This window comes from Fibrobacter sp. (assembly GCF_045601785.1).
GTDB lineage: Bacteria > Fibrobacterota > Fibrobacteria > Fibrobacterales > Fibrobacteraceae > Fibrobacter.
Genome location: NZ_JAZSAF010000004.1, coordinates 46,090 through 66,771 on the forward strand (window position 1 = coordinate 46,090; position 20,682 = coordinate 66,771).

Consider the following 20,682-nt stretch of genomic DNA (forward strand, 5'->3'; position numbering starts at 1 on the left):
CATATCAGGACATCACAAATTTAGAAAAACTAACTAAATTTAAATCATGTTTCGTTTCGTGGTCTTCCTCATAGCGAGCCTATTGTGCTGTTCCTGCGTATGGAACGGGACCGATAGCGCACCAGACTGCTTGCCGTTAGACGATTCGGAATTTCCTTATGCCGAGTTGCCAAGATTGGTCATCGAGACCGAGGGTTTTACCCAGATTCAAGACAAAGAAACGAGCATTCCTGCCAAACTGCAAATTTACGGCAAGAACGCACCCGAAAGCGAAATCATGGATTTGACCCTAAGAGGGCGAGGCAACTCCAGTTTCGTGATGACGAAGTACGGCTACAAGATTAAGCTGGACGAAAAGGTCTCTATGCTCGGAATGCCCAAGGACAGGGAATGGGACCTCATCTCGAATCATCGTGACAAAAGTTTCCTGCGCAACTACATCACCTACCAGCTAGCAAAATCTCTCGGCGACGAATACGCAGTCCGCACCCAGTTTGTCGAGGTTTTTCTAAACCGGAAATATCTAGGTGTCTACCAACTGGCAGAACATCCAAAGGTTGCCAAAAAGCGGATTCGCCTTCCAGAATCCGATTACAGCTACTTTTTCGAAAAGACATCCGAAACAGCAACCGATGGGAACCTGATTACCTCCAACCTCGGTTATATTTACGACATTCGCTACCCCAAACATCCCTCAGAAGAATTGACCAAAACCCTTATCGAGCACATCAACGCATTTGAGACTTTTCTACAAAGTAAATATGTCTACAACATCGATTCTATTAGCAAGTGGATTGACCTAAATGACCTCATTCGCTACTACTGGATTCAGGAATTTTCGCTTAACATAGACGGGGCCTTTAGACGAAGCCAGTATATCACTTGGCTGAAAGATACACCCATGCAAATGGGGCCCGTATGGGATTTCGACATTGCCTACGGAATTTCGAGCAATGGAATCATTGCTCCCGATCATTGGTATGTCAAAAAATATGGCTGGTACCGCTTCCTATTCAAGAATAAGCAATTCCAAACCATGGTCAAGGACTACTGGATGACAAATCGCGACCAATTCAAAGACTTGCCGGAAATGCTTGAGCAGAAAAAAGAAGACCTTTCAAAAGCCATGAAAAACGAATTCAAGCGATGGCCCGTTTTGGGAAACGACTCCGAATGGCCATTCATTGAAGCCTATGACAATTACGAAGATGCTGTAAAGGCTCTTGAAAACTGGATTCGCGAACGAATAGATTGGATTGACGGCAACCAATAGTTATATTTGGGATAGGATTCCTTATGAATATTGCATTGATTTTTGCTGGCGGAACGGGCACCCGCATGAATACAAAATCTAGGCCCAAGCAATTTCTCGAACTCAACGGGAAAGCCATTATCGTACACACCCTAGAAAACTTCGAGAACCATCCCGAAATAGACGCCATCTGCGTCGTATGTATCGAAAGCTGGATCGAGTATCTCAAGGAAATTCTTGAACGAAACTTCATCAAGAAGGTTCGCTGGATTGTCCCCGGTGGCGAAACCGGGCAAGACTCAATCCGTAACGGGCTTGAAGCCATCGTCAAGGACTGCCCCGAAGACAGCGTTGTTTTGATCCACGATGGAGTACGCCCGCTAATCAACGACAAGCTCATTTCGGACAATATCGCGAAAGTACGCGAATGCGGTTCGGCCATCACGGTCACTCCGGCAATCGAGACCATTGTCGCCGCAGACTGCAAGAACGAAATTACCAAGATTACGGATCGCAAGCAGTGCTTCCTGGCCCGGGCACCGCAAAGTTTTATTCTAAAAGAAATCATGGACGCCCACCACAAGGCAATCGCCGAGGGGATCCACGACATGATTGATTCGGCAAGCCTCATGAAACACTATGGTCATTCCCTATTCACCGTAGACGGTCCGGTCGAAAACATCAAGATTACGACCCCGATGGATTTCTACCTGTTCCGTGCCATTTACGAGGCTCGAGAAAACTCGCAGATTTTCGGTCTTTAATTCAGGTATACCATGATTGAATGCAAGAACGATCCCATTTTGCAGGAAGACCTGGAATTCGTCGCAAACTCCGCTTCGATTCCCTGGGAATCGCTAGAGAACTGTTCCATTCTAGTCACCGGCGCTACAGGTCTCGTCGGTTCGCAACTGATCAAGTCTCTCGCCTGCCGTAATCGACTGTTCCATTCCAACATCAAGATCATCGCCTGCGTGCGCAACCTCGAAAAGGCCAAGAAAATCTACGCAGACATCGCCGACCGCAAGGAACTTGAATTCGTTGTCGGGGACATTGCACACGCTATCGATACCGAGAGCAAAGTAGACTACATCATCCACACGGCAAGCGCTACCGCTTCCAAGGAATTCGTCACAAAACCGGTCGAGGTTATCCACACGACCCTGAACGGGACCCGGAACGTTCTGGAACTCGCCCTGCGGAAAAAATCAAAGGGCGTCGTATACCTTTCCTCAATGGAAGCATTCGGAGTCGTTCCACCGTCGGACAAAAAGGCAACTGAAAAAGATCTTGGCCTTATCGACCTTTCGAATCCGCGCAGCTGTTACCCCGAAGGCAAGCGCATGGCAGAATGCCTATGTACCGCCTACGCCTCGGAATACGGAGTTCCTGTAAAGGTCGCAAGGCTTTCGCAAACGTTCGGTGCAGGCATAACATATACCGAAAACCGCGTATTTGCACAATTCGCAAAAGCGGCGATCGAAGGCCACGACATCGTACTCCATACAAAGGGACTTTCGTGGGGCAACTACTGCTACACCCGCGATACCGTAACGGCCCTGCTGATGCTGCTTTCCAAGGGCAACCAGGGTGAAGCCTACACCATTTCGAACGAAGCTTCGAACGTCCGCATCAAGGACATGGCAGAAATGGTCGCGACCCGTATCGCCGGCGGAAAGATCAAGGTCGTCTTCGACATTCCCGAAAGCGCCCTGACCTACGGCTACGCCCCTGACACGGAACTCCACCTGAGTTCCGCCAAGATGCAGGCCCTCGGTTGGAAACCGACCGTCAGCCTTGAAGAAACCTACCGCCGCATGATGCAGAGCATGCTATCGAGTAAGGATTCGACATGTCCCTAAAAGACTTCGTCAAGGCCAGTTGCTATCGTCTCTTTCGGATATTTCCGATAAAGCGGAATAAAATCTTTTTCTGCAACTATTTCGGACGCCCTTACGGATGTAATCCCAAGTACATCTGCGAAGCGCTTCACAAGAGACATCCGGAATATGACCTTGTGTGGGAAGTTCGGAAAGACTCCAGAATCGGTTTTCCCGACTTTGTCCGCATCGTAAACTTTGATTCCCCTCAGGCCATTTTTGAACGAGTTACCTCTAAGGTCTGGGTTCAGAACGTCCGTTGTCGCAAGACAGCGTTGAAACGAAAAGGGCAATTCTATGTCCAGACCTGGCACGGTGCCATCGGGATCAAGAAGTGCGAGGGCGACGCCGCCGACAAGATCACTCCCGAATCGGTGCAAGTCGCTCATCATGATTCACCAATGATCGATGTCATGATTTCGAACAGCCGTTTCTGCACGGGCGTGTATAAGCGTGCCTTCTGGTACGATGGCCCCATTGCCGAAATTGGGTATCCGCGCAACGACCCCATGGCCGTTCCAGACCAGGCCATAATCCAAAAGGTCCGCGATTTTTACCATATCGATTCCGCAAAAAAGATTTTCTTTTTCGCCCCCACGTTCCGTAAAGACTCCGGTCTCTGGGATTCATCTAGTCTAAACATCAAGCGGACTCTCGGTGTCCTCTCCCAGAAATTTGGCGGAGAATGGATATGCCTATTGCGACTGCATCCCTGGGCAGCAAAGGCTTGCGAAGGAAAGATGACCTTCAACGAAACGATTGTCAACGCCACGCATTACCCGGACATTCAGGAACTGCTTGCCGCAGCCGATGTCATGATCACGGACTATTCCAGTTGCCAATTCGATTTCTTGATTCAGCGAAAGCCAACCTTCATGTTCGCTCCAGATATCGATTCCTATGTCAACGAGCGCGGACTTCTTTTCGACCCGTTCCAGTTGCCCTTCTCCTGTTCACTGAACAACGACGACCTCGAGAAAAACATTCTGCAATTTGACCAGGACACCTACATCCAGAAGGTGAACGCATTCTTTGACGAACACCAGCTTCAGGATGACGGTCAAGCTTCAAATCGCGTGGCAGACATCATTGCGGCCAAAATTCAATGCGAGAAACAGTCGTGAGCCTTCTTAGACTTTTAAGAAAACAAAACTGGTTCAAGACCTTTCTGTTCTACGCATTTCGAATTTACCCTGTTCGAAAGAATAAAATTGTCTTCTGCAACTTCAGTGGAAAACGATGCGGAGACAGTCCCCGGACCATTAGCGACGCCATTCGGGAAAAGCACCCTGACTGGGACATTGTCTGGTTGACGCACCCCAAGTACAAACCCGCCCCTCCCATCGGCACCCGCAGCGTAAACTTCGGCGAACATTCGATCAAAATGATCTATGAATTGGCAACCGCCAAGGTCTGGGTAGACAGCCACACTAAATTCGCCTTTACCCGCAAACGTCGCCGTCAATTTTACATGGAAACATGGCATGGAGGGATCGGCCTGAAAAAAGTCGAGGGCGACGCCACCGATGCCCTAGACAAACCATACCTAGACCGAGTCCGCAACAATTCCAAAATGGCGGACATATTCCTTTCAAATAGCGACTGGTGTTCCAAGCTATACCGGCGTGCATTCTGGTTTAACGGCGAATTTCTAGAATATGGACTTCCCCGCAACGACAGGCTGGTAAAGGGAGAATCCTCGGGCAAAATCCGCAAGGCATTCAACATCCCCACAAGTACAAAAATCCTTCTGTACGCCCCTACGTTCCGCGCCGACGAAAGAATGGACTGCTATTCCCTGGACACGAGCGCCCTACAGTCCGCTTTGCGAAAGAAGACTCAGTGCGATTGGAAGATCTTGATTCGCCTGCATCCCGTCGTCATGCAAAAGACTCCGCCTATCGAGTATTCGGACGATGTCCTAGATGCGACCTCGTATCCGGACATGCAAGACCTTCTTGTCGAAAGCGATTGTCTCATTTCGGACTACTCCAGCTGCATTTTCGATTTTGCAATTCTCAAGCGTCCTACGTTCCTATTCGCAACGGATCTCGCCGATTACCAAAAAGATCGCGATGTCTATTTCGATCTTCATTCCCTGCCATTTCCTCTCGCAGAAAGCAACGATTCTCTCTGCAAAAAAATTGCGGACTTTGACAAAGAAAATTTCCAGCAGGAATTATCGAAATTCATCCACGATGTCGGTCTACACGAAACCGGCATCTCCACGGACAAGGCCGTTGAACAAATTGAAGTCTGGATGGAGAGCTAATCCATGAAGAATTCATCGAGAATCGTTGTCAATACCGGCATACTATACGGCAAGATGTTCTTGAACATGGGCATCGCGCTTTTCTCGACGCGCCTCATCCTCAAAGCCCTCGGAACAAATGACTTCGGTATTTTCGCAATCGTCGGCGGGGTCATCGGAGCTCTTTCCTTCTTGAACAAGGCGATGAGCACGGCCACCCAGCGATTTCTTTCCTACAACCAGGGCAAGGGACCGGAACAAGTCGCACGCGTTTTCAACACGGCGCTTCTTCTCCATGTCTTTATCGGGCTTGCCTTCGTCCTCATTCTCGAAATCGCAGGAGTATTTCTTTTTGACGGATTCCTGAACATCGCAGAAGACCGAATTCCCATGGCAAAATTCGTCTTCCACTGTACCGTCGCAAGCACCTTCTTCACCGTCATCGCCGTTCCATACGATGCCATCATGAACGCCAAGGAGAACATGTTCATATTCTCGTTGTTCAGCGTTCTGGAATCCATTTTCAAATTGGTCATCGCGGTCCTACTTTTCTACACTCCGGTAGACAGACTCGCCACTTACGGCCTCTGCATGGCGTTGATGACTGTATTCTGCAGAACCATCAAACGAATCTACAGCAGACGCAAATACAAGGAAAGTAAGCTCAATTTCCAGATTATTGACTGGAGCTTGATGAAGGAAATGCTTTCGTACTCCAGCTGGATTACCATCGAAATCGTAAGCCACATCGCCAAGGGAGATGGTATTCCCGTCATACTGAACCTTTTCTTCGGAACCGTCGTCAACGCCTCCTACGGCATCGCAACCCAAGTCCGTCATAGCATCAGCCTCTTTGCCGAAATGCTGTTCAAGGCATCTAATCCCCAAGTGATGCGCAATATCGGCGACGGAAATATCGATAAAAGCGTTCAGCTATCCACAACGGTCTGCAAGTTCTCGTATATCCTGATGGCAATCTTATCGTTACCCCTAATAATCGATTGCGAATACATATTACGGTTCTGGCTCGGCAAAGTCCCCGAATACTCAGTCATCTTCTGCCAGCTTGTCCTGGCAACACAGCTAGTCATCATGACTGCGAGAGGATTGAATTTCTTGATAGACGGAGTTGGCAAAATTAGGAACTACCGTCTCATTTTGAGCGTCCTCAACATCATCGTTTTCCCCATCGCCTACATTTGCCTGAAAGTCGGCATGGAACCCTGGGCCGTCTTCTTCGGGATAGTTCTTTCGGACATCCTGGTCGTTGTCGTGCGCGTCTATTTCGCCCACAAGTACACGGGTATGAATATTTGGCATTTCTGCAGATCTTCCATACTCCGTTTCGTTCCTCTCACTCTGATTGTCGGCGTCATCGTCCATCGCGTTCAAGAATTAATCCAGGTCGAACCGTTCTTGAATCTGATTATCTGTTCAATTATTTCAACTGCGCTTCTCGTTTGCGGCTTTTATATTTTCGTACTGGACAGCAACGAACGGAAGTATACAAAAGAGCTGATTCAAAAGGTCAGAAAGAAGCTAGGTTAATACGGAGCAAGCATGCCCATATTATTTTCAATCTTTGTAGCAATCCGTTTCGTAGCCATTCTCCTGCTGTACTTTTTACCAACACCAAACGGAAGCGTCCTAGCGGAATCAGGTGTCTTAACCTTTATCGTCAGAACAATCGCTGCCGATGCAGGAACGCTCGCCATTGCAGGTGCACTTTTTTCCCTTGCCGCCATACTGTTCAAGAAAGCTCCTAAGGCTCTATTTCCCGCCCTTTATACAGGCTTTTCAACTCTTTACATATTCTGCACTCTATGCGACAACGAGACACTCCGTTGGCTCAACCAACGATTTACCCTCGGTTACTTCGCAACATACATGGACGCATCCAGCGATCCGCACATGCTAGTAAACATCATCAAGGGCGGGCTGCTATCCTTTGGACTAGATGTTCTGCTCACTCTGGCAGCAATCGCCGCAGGCGTGTTCGTCATCATAAAGTTTAAGGACAAGTTTCCGCAAAAGAAAATTGTCGCACTTCCCCTCCTGTTGCTCGGAATTCTCTGCATCAGCTACGCCTATTATATCCCCCTAAAAGAAAGGCAGCGCCGCGAACGCATCAGGCCCTTCTATGTACATGTCTTCAATGAAATCAGCTACGACTTTACCCACAGCGAAAAACCGGACCATTACGAAGACGGCATCCGTTTTCTCGGTGGCAATCCCGATGCGCAATACCCATTCTACAAGACATTTAGCGATTCATCCCTGAAGGCTTTTCAGAACCGTCCCCTATCTGAAAAGCCAGACATCATCGTCCTCACCATTGAATCGCTGCGAGGCTGGGTCGGCGATGTCCGCGTTCCAAAATCCTGCGCCCTACTGAAGAACATCTGCAAGCTGTCCAAGCGCGGCATCTTCTTTCCCTACACCTACAGCGTCGGCTGGCCTTCTACGGAAGGGCTGAACGGCATGATGCAGGGCGTCTGGAGCCATCCCGAAAAATATTCCGCAGGGTACCATGTCAAAACAAGGGCTCTTCCCGAAATTCTTGGGGACGCAGGTTACTACAGAATCGTCATTCCTGCCGCAAATCCCAATTTCGACAACTTCACGCCACTATTCGAGCAATGGTTCGACTCGACGGATTTCCACCTCGACATCAACCATGATGTTCCCTTGGCAAAGCGCTTCGCGACGGTATACGAAAATCGTCCCAAGGATCGGCCCGTTTTCATCGACTGGATGAGCACCACGACGCATTCCCCGTTCACGTATCCCGAGGGCATGGGACCGATGCCGAAGTACCATGACGACCGCTACGAGCACCTGGCCGCCTATATGGACAGTGCGGTAGGCATGGTTCTTGAGACCATCAAGAAGGATCCACGCGCCGAAAACACAATTATCGTTCTCACGGGGGACCATTCCTTTGCAATCGGGCTCCAAAAGGAACGCAACAGCTCCGTAGGTCTGGCTCACAGTGGAAGAACCTGGACCAACATGATTTTTGCAGGCCCCAATATTCCGGTTGACTCCATTGACACCAAGACCGTTTCCCACGCGGACCTTGCACCAACGCTCCTCGGCCTCCTTTCTATCGAAGCATCAAACCACTTCGTAGGCAAGGATATTCTTTCGGTCAATCGTGATTCTCTCGCCCCCGCCCCCGTAATCTCCTTCACTCAAACCGATTTTGCCGTCCGCCTTGCCGACAGGCACATTTACGGCAACATGAACGACAACGGATTTGTGGTTCTCAAAAGCCACAAGGTTCCAGATTGGGACACGACCCAGATTGTCAAGGGATTCATTGGCGAAGATTTTCTGCCACCGAATGCGGCCGATTCCGCCCTGTTGCAACAGGCTCGAATAGCTGCGCATGTCTGGGAATACATCCTAGACAAGGACTTGCTTACTCCTGAGGACTAGTCATGAATCCATTTGTCAAAAGAATCTACCATCTTTTGCCGGCACCTCTTCGGGACCTCCAAAACACGCTCCGCATCAAGGACCGCGTTCTTCTCTGTGGCAAGGAAAAACGCGAACGCAAGGTTATCGAAAATATCCGACAAAAGCTCGGTCGCGGGGAACGCATCAATGTGGCGTTTCTCGCCATGTCGGTTTCCTTCTGGAAATATGATGAGCTTTTCGCGTTCATGCGGCAGGATCGCCGCTACAATCCCAGAGTCATCTTTACCGCAAGACCCATAGACGCTCCCGAAATTCAGGAAATGCACCGGCAAAAGATTGAAACCTATTGCAACGAAAGAGGATTCCCATTTCAGGAAAGTCTCAAGGACTTTGAACCGGACATTCTTTTTTACGCTCAGCCCTACAAGAACAGCGTCATGGAAAACATGCGCGCCTACAACTTTACAAAGGCGCTCATCTGTTACGTTCCCTACGCGTTTTTCATATCAAACTACAAGTGGGCCTACGACGCCCAGGTACACAACCTCGCCTGGAAACTTTTCTATCCATCAGAGCTCCACCGCAAAAATGCAGAGGAACTCGCTTTTAACAAGGGCCGAAACGTAGAGGTCGTAGGGTATCCCCTCGCCGACAAGTTTGCAACCCCCGCCAAAAACGACCCCTGGAAAATCAAAGACAAAAGCCTGAAACGGATTGTATGGGGAGTCCATCATTCCATTCTCAGCGACGACCTCGCAGATTGCGGCACCTTCCTGAAATTTGCAGACACGATGCTTCAGCTGGCCAAGAGCCGCCCCGACTGCCAATTCGCCTTCAAGCCTCATCCGCATCTGAAAGAACATCTCTACAAGCATCCCGACTGGGGAAAGGATCGTTCCGACGCCTACTACGCCGAATGGAACAAGGCAGACAACACATTCCTTGTCGATGGAGACTACATCGACCTGTTCAAGACATCGGATGCGCTCATCCACGATTGTGGCTCGTTTACGGTAGAATACCTATTTGTAGACAAGCCCGTTCTCTATATCGGCAACGAGCGTAACAACATCCTCTGCAATTTTGGCAAGGCCGCAATGAACGCGAACTACACGCAGAAGGATTTTAGCGTCGAAGAATTTCTGCAGATGGTCTCGGGAAAAAATGGCGAAGATTTCAAAAAAAGCATCCGTCAGGAAATGTACCGCAAATATCTAAAGATTCCGCAGGGCAAAAGCTTCGCCGAAAACATCATGGACCTTCTAGAAAAAAACTTTGGCTAGGGTTCTCTTATGAAACATTTCTCCGCATTCCTTTTGGGCTGTCTGCTTCTTGTTGAGGTCGGAACAAGTTACGCGCAGAAGGTGGAAAAGATTTCCTTTGCATCATGGAATATCCGGTGGCAAAGCGAATCCGACATCGAAAATGGAAACGCCTGGAAAAAAAGGTTCGAGCCCATCGCCAATGTCATCCGGTTCTACGATTTCGACATCGTCGCCATGCAGGAAGGTTCCGCCTCTAAACGCGACGACCTCGCTCCTCTCTTGAACGACTACGTATTCATCGAAATTGACTCTACGGAACATAATCCTATTCTTATCAAGAAGGATATGTTCAAGCTTTTGGACAAGGGCAAGTTCTACCTATCCGAAACACCCGAAAAGAAAAGCAAAAGTTGGGATTCGAAGCACAACCGTTTCTGCCTTTGGGCAAAATTGCAAAAAGACAGCACCCAGTTCTTCGTATTCAACACGCACTTCGATTACCACGGAAAGACGGCCAGAACCGAAGGCGCCAAGGTCATGTACCAATGGATCCCTTCCATAGCAGCAAACACCCCTTATATCGCCGCCGGAGACTTCAACTCCGTCGAGGGATCCGTCCCCTACGAAATCCTCATGTCGATACCAGGCATCAAAGATGCAAAGGATGTGGCCCAGTTCACCCATATCGTAAAGAAAAGCTACAACTACTTTGACCCCTATCGGAACAGCAAATGGGACCTAGACCATGTCTTCGTGGATTCCCGCATCCCCGTATACCGTTATGGAGTCCTCAACGAAATGTATTTTGACGGGGAAAGTTACCGTTACCCCTCCGACCATTCGCCTATTATGATGGTATTTGAATTGCCCGCAGCGAGTCAGCCGTAAACAATTTCTATATTTCAGAATATGAAAAAATATAAGCGAGCGATAACGTACGGGACTTTCGATCTTTTTCATATTGGACATTTACGTCTACTGAAAAGGATAGCCGATTTGGCCGACGAGCTGTATGTCGCAGTATCCTCCGATGAATTTAATGCCATCAAAGGAAAGACCTGCGTCATCCCCTTCGAGGAAAGAGCCGAAATAGTCGATGCACTCGGTTGCGTTACTCGAGTTATCCGCGAAGACAACTGGGAGCAGAAAGTTACCGATGTCCTTGACAACCACTGCGACCTATTCGTCATGGGTGATGACTGGAAAGGAAAATTCGATTTTCTCAAAGATTATTGTGATGTCATCTACCTGCCTAGAACGCCTGGCGTAAGCACTACGGATATTAAACAATACCTAAAGAAATAGCTTTTAGGAACTCGTATGGGAATCCTCGTCTTGCTCGCATTCTTTGGCCTTCTTTTGGTCATGATATACGAGAATTCCGAAAACCGATTCCTTGTCCTGGTTGTCGGAACCATCCTATTTCCAACAACCGCACTCTTCACCAAGAACCCCTCTATTTCACCCCAGCACATCCTGCTGTACACGTTCCTCTTTCTTGAATACTGGAAAGACCGGCGTAATTTTAACGATTCCCTATTCAAGAATCCCCTATCTATCCCCATTACCCTAATCCTATTCAGCTATACAGCCACGGCGTTCTTCAATTCGGGGATAGCCTCAAAGGACATGTATTACGGAGTCCGCGATTGTATCGATACCTTCGGCTACATCATGGCGGCCTATATCAGCGGCAAGAACATCGACATAAGCTCTTTTGCTAAAAAGTTCTTCCCCATCGTTATCGCAATCTGCATTTTCGGAATCATCGAAGGCCTCCTCAACGCCAACTATCCCTATAAAATCATCAATTCAGCTTTCCCCCTCTACGAAGGGCTATACGACCTGAACGGGGACGTGGGACTCGGCCAAAGCTGGCGCACCAGGACATGCTTTACGACAAAGCACCCGACAGCCTTCGGCACATTGCTCATGAGCCTATTTCTATTCTACCTTCCTCAAATCCACCAACAGGTCATCGCCAGATCGAAGCTTTTGCTCCTACTCTCCCTCCTTTTCGTCTGCATTGTCGTAAGCGGTTCGAGAACCGCTCTAGTATGCACCATCTTCGGGGCTGCGATTTACATCATCGACCGGTTTAGCATCCTTGCCAAAATTGCCGTTTTCGGACTGATAGCGATCTCCTTTTCCGCAATAATGGCCTTCCTGCTAGCCAACTTCCAGCAGGGCGGTCAAGGGCGAGGATCGTCTCTAGACTTCAGAACCCAGCAACTTATCTTTTCGGTCTTGGCGATTGAAAACTCGCCTATTCTAGGAAACGGAAACAAGTACACAGCCAACTACATTCTTGAAGAAAACGACAAGGGCGAAAAACGCGCCGAAGATAGCAGTGGACAGGACATGGGCGGCTTGGAATCCATCGTCTTCACGCTCCTGATTGACCGCGGAGCAGTCGGTCTACTTACATACTACCTACTGCTGCTATGGATATTCTGTATTTTCTTCAAGAACAAGAAGAAGTATCTCGAAACCAAGGGCGGCTTTGCGCTAATTTTTGCCGGCACAGCGTTTTTAACCCTATCGGGAGTTATCGGGAACAGTTCTTCTTTCCTGTTCCTATTTACGGGCGTTCAGCTCGGCTACATCAAGCAACGGCAGCTACTAGAAGAAGACGGAGATTCGCCCCCGGCTACCGAAGCAGACGAGCCCTGATTTCATACATTAGTGCGATCAGGAAGTTCAGGCGGAATTTCAGCAGCCAGCAAAACTTTTTCTCATTGCCAACGAGCCTGAGTTTCGGAACAGCGACAATCGATTCAGCATACGGACTTGACTTAAGCAATTTTCCATACGCTCTATACCTTGTCCAAAAACTTTTTTCGCTCCCCTTAAAAAAGAATCCGCGCAAAGCCATCTTTTTTAAAAGAAATAAGATACGCGCATAATAGGCATCTTGCAGAATTTCAATATCACCACTAGCGGACATGAACTCTTTCACATGGAACGCAATTTTTCCGCAGTCCTCGACTAAGCGGTCTTCATTAATATGGCAAAGAGAATTAGGCAGGATTCTGTAATGATAGGTTAGTACCTGTTTATAGGCAACAACTTTCGCCTCATGGAAAACCTGCAACGCAAAGAGTCCGTCTTCGTACAATTTCATGGAAGACGAAAAGCGTAACATCCCTTTCATTAGCATTTCCCGGCGAATCAGCTTAGACCAAAGAGCCGAGAACATGTAGCTGCAGCTTGCGCTAGGGTATGGCGAATAGCCCTTGTACAGGACCATGCGTTGGACCGAAGAAACGTCCTTCTTATCCGTAAAGACAAATTCCTTCGCAAAAAAACGATGTTCCGTTTCAGGCCTACCATCCTTCCATATCCAGTGATCCGTAATCACGACGTCCGCACCGGTACACAAGGCTTCCTCGTATGAGACTTGCAAGGCATCTTTGTCCAGAAAATCGTCCGAATCCACGAACAGCACGTATTCGCCGCAAGCCGCGGCAAGGCCGTCGTTGCGGGCCGCCGACACGCCGCCGTTCGCTTTGTGAATCACCTTGATGCGGGAATCTTTCGCGGCGTATTCATCGAGAATTGCAGGAGAATCATCCGAGCTTCCGTCGTCGACAGCAACAACTTCCCAGTCCGAAAAAGACTGAGCAAGCACACTATCGATACATTCACGCAAATATTTTGCGGAATTATAGACCGGAATGACGACGCTTACCTTAGAAGACACGGATTCCTCAGCCGTTATCAACCGTCTGGGATTCTTCAACAGCCTGCAAGCCATGGTGATTGCGATCATCCATCCTAGGCGGCGTCATGTAATCTCCATACAGTTGGGTACAGACAAAGTCATAATCTTCGGGGCCACAAATTTCGGTATCTTCAAACGGATACATACGGCCCTTGCCGTAATACTTCTTATGGAACATCTCGCGGAACTTGTAGGCGCCCATGGCATTCACCAGGTAGTCCGACTTTTCATACGGAGTCGCCGTCAGCGTGCGTTCCAAGCGTTCAAGGCACCTTTTTGTATCAAAGAATTTCTGAATAGGGGTATGAAGTCCCACCCAAACCAGAATTTTTTCGTGCAGCGGGCGTCCTTTCTTGTTCACATTTACCAAGCGATCAAAACAAGAAAAGCGGTATATTGCACGCAAAAAGAGGACGTAAAAAGCCTTCAGCTTACGCAGCAAGACATTGTTCGGCATGGCATCCAGCGGGAACAAGTCTATCCAGGCAAAAGCCTCTTCGACCTTGATGTTATCATGACGAACGATTTTCATACTTTCGTCTTCAATACGACCAAAGTAACGAATATAGTCTTTAGTGTTTTTATAGGAGCGGAACTTTATTTTTCCTGTACCGGATTTTTCTTCCAAAATCTTGCAAAGGCGCTCATAATCCGGGCGCGGAATACCGACATCAATATCGTCATCCCAAGGAATAAAGCCCTTATGACGAACTGCGCCCAGCAGTGTTCCGCCCAAGGCATAGTATTCAATATGATTATCTTTACAGACTTGCTGGAAATATTTCAGCAAGTCCAGTTCCTTCAGTTGCAGAGCTCGCAGGGAATCATCCATCACTACGCCTTCTGTTCATCGAGGTAGGCGTCGTGAACGTTCTTATCGCAGTCGTCCGGTTCCTTCATGTAGTCGCCATACATCTGCTTCAACACGGCATCGCTATCTTCTGGGCCCAAAAGTTCCATGTCTTCGAAGGTGTAGAGTTTTCCCTTACCGTAATAGGACTTCGGGAACATTTCCTTGAACTTGTACTGTCCCATGAAGTTCACGATCCAGTTCGAATCCTGCACCTTGTACTTGCGAAGCAAATTATCCAGTCTGACAAGCCACTTCTTGTAGTCACGATGACCGCCAAAATGCAAATGTCTGACGAAGGCAATGACGATGCGTTCCGACAGGGGCCTGTGCGGACGCTTCAAGTTCACCTTGTCAAAGCATGCAATATGATAGCAAAGACGGACAAAGAGAAGTTTCAACATGTGAACGCGGCGAACCAAGGCGTTGTTCGGCATTCCGTCCAGCGGAAAGATGTCGACCCAGAGGTTTTCCTTTCTGGATTCGATACTCCCTTCACGGTTCATCACGTAGCGCGTGTCAACAATTCTCGAGAAGTAGTAGTGGTGGTCGGATTCGTCGCGGTAGGAGCGCAGCTCCAGGTGGTCCGGCAGGTTCTTGGAAACCGTCGCCAAGAAGCGTTCATAGTCGTCACGTACAATGCCAATATCGATGTCGTCGTCCCAAGGAATAAAGCCCTTATGACGAACAGCACCCAAAAGGGAACCGCCCAACAAGTAGTAGGGAATAGAATTATTCTCTAGGAAGGGCTTGATTTCCTTAAAAATATTCAAAATAGACAGCTGTGCCTTAGAAAGAGGCACCGGCTGCTTTGTTTTTGAATCGAGACCCATTATTACTCCGCTTTCCCCTTACCGATGCTAGACACCTCAAACCCAATCCTCCTCAGGGCGTCGGCATCCAAAATGTTGCGTCCATCGAACACGAAGGCAGGCTTCGCCATGCCCTTATAGATACGTTTCCAGTCGAGTTCCGCAAAGCACTTCCACTCCGTGCAGACGACCACGGCGTGTGCCCCTTCGGCAGCCTTGTACGGGTCTTCTTCGAACTGGACTTGGTCAAGCACGTCCTTCAGGTCGCGCTTCGCATCGGGAATGGCCTTCGGGTCGGTCACGACCGGCTGTGCATGTTCGGCGAGCAAGTCGCGCACCACGAGGTTCGCGGGGCTTTCGCGGGTATCGCCGGTGTTCGCCTTGAAGGCAAACCCGAACACGGCAATCTTCTTCCCAGCTATCGTGTTGAACATGGTCTCGAGCATGCGGTCCACCACACGGTGGGTCTGCCACTCGTTGATCTTCACGACGCTTTCCCAGTAGGTGGCCACTTCGGGCAGTCCATAGTAACCGCACAGGTACACGAGGTTCAAAATATCCTTCTTGAAGCAAGATCCGCCAAAGCCGATAGATGCCTTCAGGAACTTGGATCCGATGCGGCGGTCCTTGCCCATCACGTAGGCGACTTCGTCCACGTCGGCGCCGGTCTTTTCGCAGAGGGCGCTAATGGAGTTGATGGAGCTGATGCGCTGGGCAAGGAAAGCGTTCGCGGTAAGCTTCGTGAGTTCGGAACTCCACAGGTTCGTCGTGAGGATGCGGTCACGCGGCACCCAGTGGGCATACACGTCCACAAGCTTCTGGCAGGCGGCGAGGCCCGATTCCGTCTGGTGGGATCCGATGAGCACGCGGTCCGGTTCGAACAAGTCGTTGATGGCGGTACCTTCGGCCAAAAATTCCGGGTTGGACAGCACCTCGAAGTGCAGTCCCTTGTCGTTAGAATTCAAGATCCGTTCCATGGCAGCGGCGGTACGCACAGGGAGCGTCGACTTTTCGACAATGATCTTGCCTTCGTCGGCAATTTCAAGAATGTTGCGGGCGGTCTTTTCCCAGTACTGCAAGTCGGACGCCTTGCCGGCTCCATGGCCAAAAGTCTTTGTCGGGGTGTTCACCGAAACGAAAATGATATCCGCTTCCTTGATAGCTGCAGGAATGTCTGTGCTAAAGAACAAGTTGCGACCACGGGCGCGTTTCACCACGTCGTCGAGACCGGGCTCAAAAATCGGAAGATTGTCGCTGTTCCAGGCGTCAATGCGAGCCTGATTAATATCGACTACGGTCACTTTTACATCGGGACACTTGTCGGCAATAACAGTCATGGTGGGTCCACCGACATAGCCCGCGCCAATGCAAAGAATCTTGGTATTGTAACTCATAGTGGCTCAAATTTAGAAAAAACGGCATTTCTGTATACATTATATTAGCCAAAAAAATGTAAAAGGGACGATCTGTAAGATTAACATCACAATTTTTTGTTCACGAGTTGTTCACGAAATCCTTTTTTTTCGCGCCTTAATTAAAGTTTGCTGTCAGGGCAGGTATTTCACCGGGGACCACCACACGGGTCACATCCATCACACCATCGCTCCAACCGGCCCACACGCCTCCCGCAGACGGCATGGCAGAAACCTCCACCGGGAAGCCTTCAAAGAAATTCACCGTCATCGAAGATGCGTCGAGTCTAAGGCCATGGACAAGAATGTTCCCAGGTCCATTCACAGACAACTTGATGGGAGCCGTTCCACCCAATCCAAAGTATTCGCGAAGTTCGTCATACACCACTCCAGGGCGTTCCTTTGCAAAGTCCCTGATGGAATTGAGCTGTTTCGTCATCTTCGAGGCGCTCAGTCCCCAACGCTTCTGGTCGCGCGGAATTTCGGCCTCGATTTCCGACATCATCTGCTCAATACGGGAAAGCACCCTAGAACTTTCAAAGTTCATCTGCAAAAGCACTGCCATACGGTTCACGAACGCAGCACGGAAGCCCCCGTTTTCCAAGAGCTTTCTGAACAGAAGCGTGTATTCCGGGCCGTTCGGCCAAGATTCCCCATCTTCTGCGGCGGCGAATTCGAATATGTTGTTTGTATAGTCGCTGTAGCTATTTCCCATTCCAAAGTCCATGTCATACAGGAACCACTTCCACAAGGTCTTCGGAGAGTTGCTGCGCCACTTTTTCAGGTTGTTGCCTGGCCAGTCACGGTTGTTCGCATACATCTCGATCTGCATGTAGTTGATGAAATTGTCGACATCGATCTGGGATGCTACATGCGCATAGTTCTCTTCGCTTTCAAGCGACACCTCCTCGAGCCAGTCCATAAGAGCCACATAGTCCACCGCGGAACCTGCCGAAACGGAATTGTCCGCCTTGAGCAAGTCGATTTCATCAGGATTTAAGCCGTAATGCGTCTCGAAGTAATATTCAGTGGAGCGTTCGCGGATGCTGTGGATGCCGTAGTATTCGCCATTGTAATACACCACTGCGAATCGCCCGCGCTGGTAATCGACTCCAAGCCCTTCGCTAACGGAACTTGCAAGGCGGTCGCGGATATAGTCGTTTCCATAATTGCTACCATTATTCCGAAGCAAGAACACCTTGAACTCGGTGAGTTCCGGGAAATCGGGGAACAAGGCGTACTTGAGTCTGCTATCGCCATACTTTTCGCGGAAGGTGATCGCCACGGACTTCTTATCGTTTTGGCGGCTGTAATTTCCAAAAATCTTGAGTCCAGCTTTTTTCGCAAATGCAGGCGAATTCATACCCGGTTCCATGAGTTCAACCATCACGGGAATTTCCTTATCGAGCCAGTAATTGGCCCCATAATGCGGCTCCCGGCTCTGCGCAAAGTTCCCTTCCTCGTAGATTCCCGTATCGGGGTCAAAGAGCGAGCCCGGATCTGCCGTCAAAAACACCACCGGGACAGTAGGCGCCGATTCAAACACGTAGGTCCGCGACAGTTCTTCTCCAGGGAGAGCACCCGCCACAAAGCTTGCGCAGCGAATCGTCACCGTAGAGCCCACCTGCAACACCGTCGTCAAGGGACTGTTTTCCGTCGGAGCAAGGCCCCCCTGTTCGCAGCGCACCGCCGCCTCTTCAGGGAAAGCCACCACAAAAGGTTCTGCGAAAAAACCAGATGGAGGCAGTTCCGCAAGCGTATCAAGCGAGGGTGAGCGCGACGGCGACACAAGCGACATCGCAAAGCCGTAGGGAGTCGCATCACCATAGCCGAACCCGTTCGAGCCATCGGCCAGGTTTCCAAAGCTCCAGGTTTTTCCTACAGGTAATTCCGGGTAGGCGACGGAATCGACTATTGCCGAGTCCGCATTTACCAAGTACAGGCTTGCCCCCGACTTCGAAAGTTTGAAACCGGCATGCGGTTCGTGTCCGCGGTTCCGCGCAATATAGCTGAACACCTTGAGCGTCACTTCCCGCGTCTCGTTCGATTCGGGACTGACTCGCGTGCCATAGATGTTCTTCAGGTCGGGGTAGGTAGTCCCTGTCGGAACCGCAGTGCGGTACACCGTCGAGGAATCCCCCGTTCCCGTAAACACGATTTCGTAGCCTTTCCAGTCGTCCATATCGGACTGCGCAAGCCTGAACGACACCTTACGATCCTTGGGAATATAGGCCTGCATCAAAATCTCATTCGCCGCCGAAATGTCGAGCACATCTTCCTTGTCGCTGCTCCCCGTACCCACGAACGCAGAAATCGAAGACCAGCCCAGTTCCTCATTTTCACCCAGCCGCATCACGGCTCCAAAATGGCGATTTCCATCTTCGGTAAAGCAAAGCTTTTTTTGACCCGGCAGCGGGTCTGCATAGCTCTCCCCCGGCGGGTCGCTCTGCGCATCCGTCCAGGTCCAGCAACCGGGACCAACCATATTGAGCGTATCATGAGGCAACACGTAGTCCGGATAGTTCTTTCCCGACATGAACACGACCAAGAAGGAATTCGGGGCTAACTTGACCGTTCCAAATTTCCACTTGAACGGTTCCGTCTGGGAATCCGTCAGGTACATTCCAGACAAATCAACCGTATCGGCAGAGGTATTGTAAAGTTCCACCCAGCCGGCATCGTCCCCTTCGTGGTCCTCGTAAACGACATTAATGGGATCCACCTCGGTAAACGCCACGGGGCCACCCACAAAGGAAAGCCTATGCTCTTCTATGGCATTCCCTTGCTGTTCCGTAGAATCTACCGGAACATCCGCTTCCGGTTCCTTCGACGAACTGGAACTGTCATCGGAACACGCCGAAAACAGCGCTACCAAAAAAACGGCCAGAAGGGCCCTGCCTATGAAAACATCCCTACACATCAAGGGTAATATATATTATTAATTCGAAAGTAGGTAACGCCCCAAATGCGTTATTGGGCTTTCTTGCGGCGGGGACGACGCACAATAAAGAGGCAGGCGCCGATCAGCACGAGCGAGACCGAAACCGCCTTACCGATGGGGAATGCTTCCGAAAACACCAGGGCTCCCGCCAATGTAGGGACCGCGGCACCGACCGCCGCACTGAACGGAATGATGAAGAGCGCGCGCCCACGGGAGAACGACACCTGCGAATACAGGAACGCAATGCCATAAGTTGCAATGTAGCCGAGAGTCCTGAAGTCAAGCAGCAGGTTTGCGACAGACGAAAGCTCGATATGATCCAGGTCGAAATCCATCGCCAGGCTCTTGTAAAAGGCCGCCGAAAGTCCAAAGCCAACGCCCATGATCAAGGAGTCGACCATTTCACGGTCCTTCACCCACAAGTGGGCCACCAGCGTCACCGCCGAAAGTCCACCCGCATACGCCCAGAGCATTCCGACATTCTGCACCGCCGTCGATTCGCCCAGATTCTCCACAGAATACAGGAGTCCCGCCACCACAAAGCAGATGGCAACCACGATGCGTTTCGTGAGGACTTCCTTCAAGATGCAGAAGCCCATGAGCGCTGTGAGCACCGGGTTCAAGACCATCATCGGCTGCACCTGCGAAAGGTCGTAGCGGGCCATGGCAATGTAATAGCCGAGCGTAGCAAGGCCGGAACAGCAGATTCCCAGCCACCAGAATTTGTTCGTAATCACGCCCTTGAAGAATTCCCAGGGCTGCGAAGTTCCGCCCGTACGCTTACCGACCGTCGACACCCCCGACTTCTCGAGGATGTTTCCACAGGCAAAAAGAAACGCCGGGCCAATCGTCAAAAGAAGGAAGAGCATCCG

17 protein-coding genes are annotated in these 20,682 nt (G+C 49.9%); 11 read left to right on the forward strand and 6 right to left on the reverse strand.

Features of this window, described 5'->3' with window-relative positions; all coding sequences use genetic code 11:
* The first annotated feature begins 46 nt into the window (after nucleotides 1-46).
* Genes ACKI61_RS00845 through ACKI61_RS00895 form a run of 11 tightly spaced genes read left to right on the forward strand, consistent with a single transcriptional unit; the run spans nucleotide 47 to nucleotide 12,744 of the window.
* Nucleotides 47-1,273, forward strand: coding sequence for a CotH kinase family protein (locus ACKI61_RS00845; protein WP_407455928.1), 1,227 nt, complete (start codon nucleotides 47-49; stop codon nucleotides 1,271-1,273).
* Between the two features lie 23 nt (nucleotides 1,274-1,296).
* Complete coding sequence (gene ispD, locus ACKI61_RS00850; RefSeq protein WP_298771057.1) at nucleotides 1,297-2,016, forward strand: 2-C-methyl-D-erythritol 4-phosphate cytidylyltransferase; 720 nt, start codon at nucleotides 1,297-1,299, stop codon at nucleotides 2,014-2,016.
* Between the two features lie 12 nt (nucleotides 2,017-2,028).
* Nucleotides 2,029-3,114, forward strand: coding sequence for an NAD-dependent epimerase/dehydratase family protein (locus tag ACKI61_RS00855; protein ID WP_407455929.1), 1,086 nt, complete (start codon nucleotides 2,029-2,031; stop codon nucleotides 3,112-3,114).
* Nucleotides 3,105-4,256: a CDP-glycerol glycerophosphotransferase family protein gene (locus ACKI61_RS00860; RefSeq protein WP_407455930.1), complete on the forward strand. Its 1,152-nt coding sequence runs from the start codon at nucleotides 3,105-3,107 to the stop codon at nucleotides 4,254-4,256. The genes ACKI61_RS00855 and ACKI61_RS00860 overlap by 10 nt, the downstream gene beginning before the upstream one ends.
* Nucleotides 4,238-5,404, forward strand: a complete 1,167-nt coding sequence (locus ACKI61_RS00865) for a CDP-glycerol glycerophosphotransferase family protein (RefSeq protein WP_407455931.1) — start codon at nucleotides 4,238-4,240, stop codon at nucleotides 5,402-5,404. Before ACKI61_RS00860 ends, ACKI61_RS00865 begins: the two co-directional genes overlap by 19 nt.
* A gap of 3 nt (nucleotides 5,405-5,407) precedes the next feature.
* Nucleotides 5,408-6,931, forward strand: coding sequence for a lipopolysaccharide biosynthesis protein (locus ACKI61_RS00870; protein ID WP_407455932.1), 1,524 nt, complete (start codon nucleotides 5,408-5,410; stop codon nucleotides 6,929-6,931).
* A 12-nt stretch (nucleotides 6,932-6,943) separates the two neighbouring features.
* Nucleotides 6,944-8,824 carry an LTA synthase family protein gene (locus tag ACKI61_RS00875; RefSeq protein WP_407455933.1) on the forward strand — a complete coding sequence of 627 codons (1,881 nt, stop codon included), beginning with the start codon at nucleotides 6,944-6,946 and terminating at the stop codon, nucleotides 8,822-8,824.
* A gap of 2 nt (nucleotides 8,825-8,826) precedes the next feature.
* A complete protein-coding gene (locus ACKI61_RS00880; RefSeq protein ID WP_407455934.1) occupies nucleotides 8,827-10,089 on the forward strand; it encodes a hypothetical protein in 1,263 nt (420 codons plus the stop codon).
* 9 nt (nucleotides 10,090-10,098) lie between these two features.
* Nucleotides 10,099-10,959: an endonuclease/exonuclease/phosphatase family protein gene (locus ACKI61_RS00885; RefSeq protein WP_407455935.1), complete on the forward strand. Its 861-nt coding sequence runs from the start codon at nucleotides 10,099-10,101 to the stop codon at nucleotides 10,957-10,959.
* A 21-nt stretch (nucleotides 10,960-10,980) separates the two neighbouring features.
* A complete protein-coding gene (locus ACKI61_RS00890) occupies nucleotides 10,981-11,376 on the forward strand; it encodes an adenylyltransferase/cytidyltransferase family protein (protein WP_407455936.1) in 396 nt (131 codons plus the stop codon).
* Nucleotides 11,377-11,391: 15 nt separating this feature from the next.
* Nucleotides 11,392-12,744 (forward strand): O-antigen ligase family protein, encoded by a 1,353-nt coding sequence (locus tag ACKI61_RS00895; RefSeq protein ID WP_407455937.1) that lies wholly within the window; start codon nucleotides 11,392-11,394, stop codon nucleotides 12,742-12,744.
* Here the strand turns inward: ACKI61_RS00895 and ACKI61_RS00900 are convergent.
* From ACKI61_RS00900 to ACKI61_RS00925, 6 genes are all read right to left on the reverse strand, one after another.
* Nucleotides 12,722-13,843: a glycosyltransferase family 2 protein gene (locus ACKI61_RS00900; protein ID WP_407455938.1), complete on the reverse strand. Its 1,122-nt coding sequence runs from the start codon at nucleotides 13,841-13,843 to the stop codon at nucleotides 12,722-12,724. The two genes, ACKI61_RS00895 and ACKI61_RS00900, sit on opposite strands and share 23 nt — an antisense overlap.
* On the reverse strand, nucleotides 13,782-14,627 hold the full coding sequence (locus ACKI61_RS00905; RefSeq protein ID WP_407455939.1) for a phosphorylcholine transferase LicD: 846 nt from the start codon (nucleotides 14,625-14,627) through the stop codon (nucleotides 13,782-13,784). Before ACKI61_RS00905 ends, ACKI61_RS00900 begins: the two co-directional genes overlap by 62 nt.
* A gap of 2 nt (nucleotides 14,628-14,629) precedes the next feature.
* The gene (locus tag ACKI61_RS00910) at nucleotides 14,630-15,478 is read right to left on the reverse strand and encodes a phosphorylcholine transferase LicD (RefSeq protein WP_407455940.1); all 849 of its coding nucleotides are present in this window, start codon (nucleotides 15,476-15,478) and stop codon (nucleotides 14,630-14,632) included.
* Nucleotides 15,479-15,480: 2 nt separating this feature from the next.
* Entirely contained in the window at nucleotides 15,481-16,851 is a 1,371-nt protein-coding gene (locus ACKI61_RS00915; protein WP_407455941.1) for a nucleotide sugar dehydrogenase, read from the reverse strand.
* A 136-nt stretch (nucleotides 16,852-16,987) separates the two neighbouring features.
* The gene (locus ACKI61_RS00920) at nucleotides 16,988-19,789 is read right to left on the reverse strand and encodes a CotH kinase family protein (protein ID WP_407455942.1); all 2,802 of its coding nucleotides are present in this window, start codon (nucleotides 19,787-19,789) and stop codon (nucleotides 16,988-16,990) included.
* Nucleotides 19,790-19,839: 50 nt separating this feature from the next.
* On the reverse strand, nucleotides 19,840-20,679 hold the full coding sequence (locus tag ACKI61_RS00925; protein ID WP_298768574.1) for an EamA family transporter: 840 nt from the start codon (nucleotides 20,677-20,679) through the stop codon (nucleotides 19,840-19,842).
* Nucleotides 20,680-20,682 lie beyond the last annotated feature (3 nt).

Coding starts and splice junctions, on each gene's coding strand:
- ACKI61_RS00870 (WP_407455932.1), top strand. CDS start 5,408: ATGAAGAATTCATCGAGAATCGTTGTCAATACCGGCATACTATACGGC.
- ACKI61_RS00880 (WP_407455934.1), top strand. CDS start 8,827: ATGAATCCATTTGTCAAAAGAATCTACCATCTTTTGCCGGCACCTCTT.
- ACKI61_RS00895 (WP_407455937.1), top strand. CDS start 11,392: ATGGGAATCCTCGTCTTGCTCGCATTCTTTGGCCTTCTTTTGGTCATG.
- ispD (WP_298771057.1), top strand. CDS start 1,297: ATGAATATTGCATTGATTTTTGCTGGCGGAACGGGCACCCGCATGAAT.
- ACKI61_RS00910 (WP_407455940.1), bottom strand. CDS start 15,478: ATGGGTCTCGATTCAAAAACAAAGCAGCCGGTGCCTCTTTCTAAGGCA.
- ACKI61_RS00890 (WP_407455936.1), top strand. CDS start 10,981: ATGAAAAAATATAAGCGAGCGATAACGTACGGGACTTTCGATCTTTTT.
- ACKI61_RS00855 (WP_407455929.1), top strand. CDS start 2,029: ATGATTGAATGCAAGAACGATCCCATTTTGCAGGAAGACCTGGAATTC.
- ACKI61_RS00905 (WP_407455939.1), bottom strand. CDS start 14,627: ATGGATGATTCCCTGCGAGCTCTGCAACTGAAGGAACTGGACTTGCTG.
- ACKI61_RS00920 (WP_407455942.1), bottom strand. CDS start 19,789: ATGTGTAGGGATGTTTTCATAGGCAGGGCCCTTCTGGCCGTTTTTTTG.
- ACKI61_RS00900 (WP_407455938.1), bottom strand. CDS start 13,843: ATGATCGCAATCACCATGGCTTGCAGGCTGTTGAAGAATCCCAGACGG.
- ACKI61_RS00885 (WP_407455935.1), top strand. CDS start 10,099: ATGAAACATTTCTCCGCATTCCTTTTGGGCTGTCTGCTTCTTGTTGAG.
- ACKI61_RS00860 (WP_407455930.1), top strand. CDS start 3,105: ATGTCCCTAAAAGACTTCGTCAAGGCCAGTTGCTATCGTCTCTTTCGG.
- ACKI61_RS00845 (WP_407455928.1), top strand. CDS start 47: ATGTTTCGTTTCGTGGTCTTCCTCATAGCGAGCCTATTGTGCTGTTCC.
- ACKI61_RS00875 (WP_407455933.1), top strand. CDS start 6,944: ATGCCCATATTATTTTCAATCTTTGTAGCAATCCGTTTCGTAGCCATT.
- ACKI61_RS00915 (WP_407455941.1), bottom strand. CDS start 16,851: ATGAGTTACAATACCAAGATTCTTTGCATTGGCGCGGGCTATGTCGGT.
- ACKI61_RS00865 (WP_407455931.1), top strand. CDS start 4,238: ATGCGAGAAACAGTCGTGAGCCTTCTTAGACTTTTAAGAAAACAAAAC.
- ACKI61_RS00925 (WP_298768574.1), bottom strand. CDS start 20,679: ATGCTCTTCCTTCTTTTGACGATTGGCCCGGCGTTTCTTTTTGCCTGT.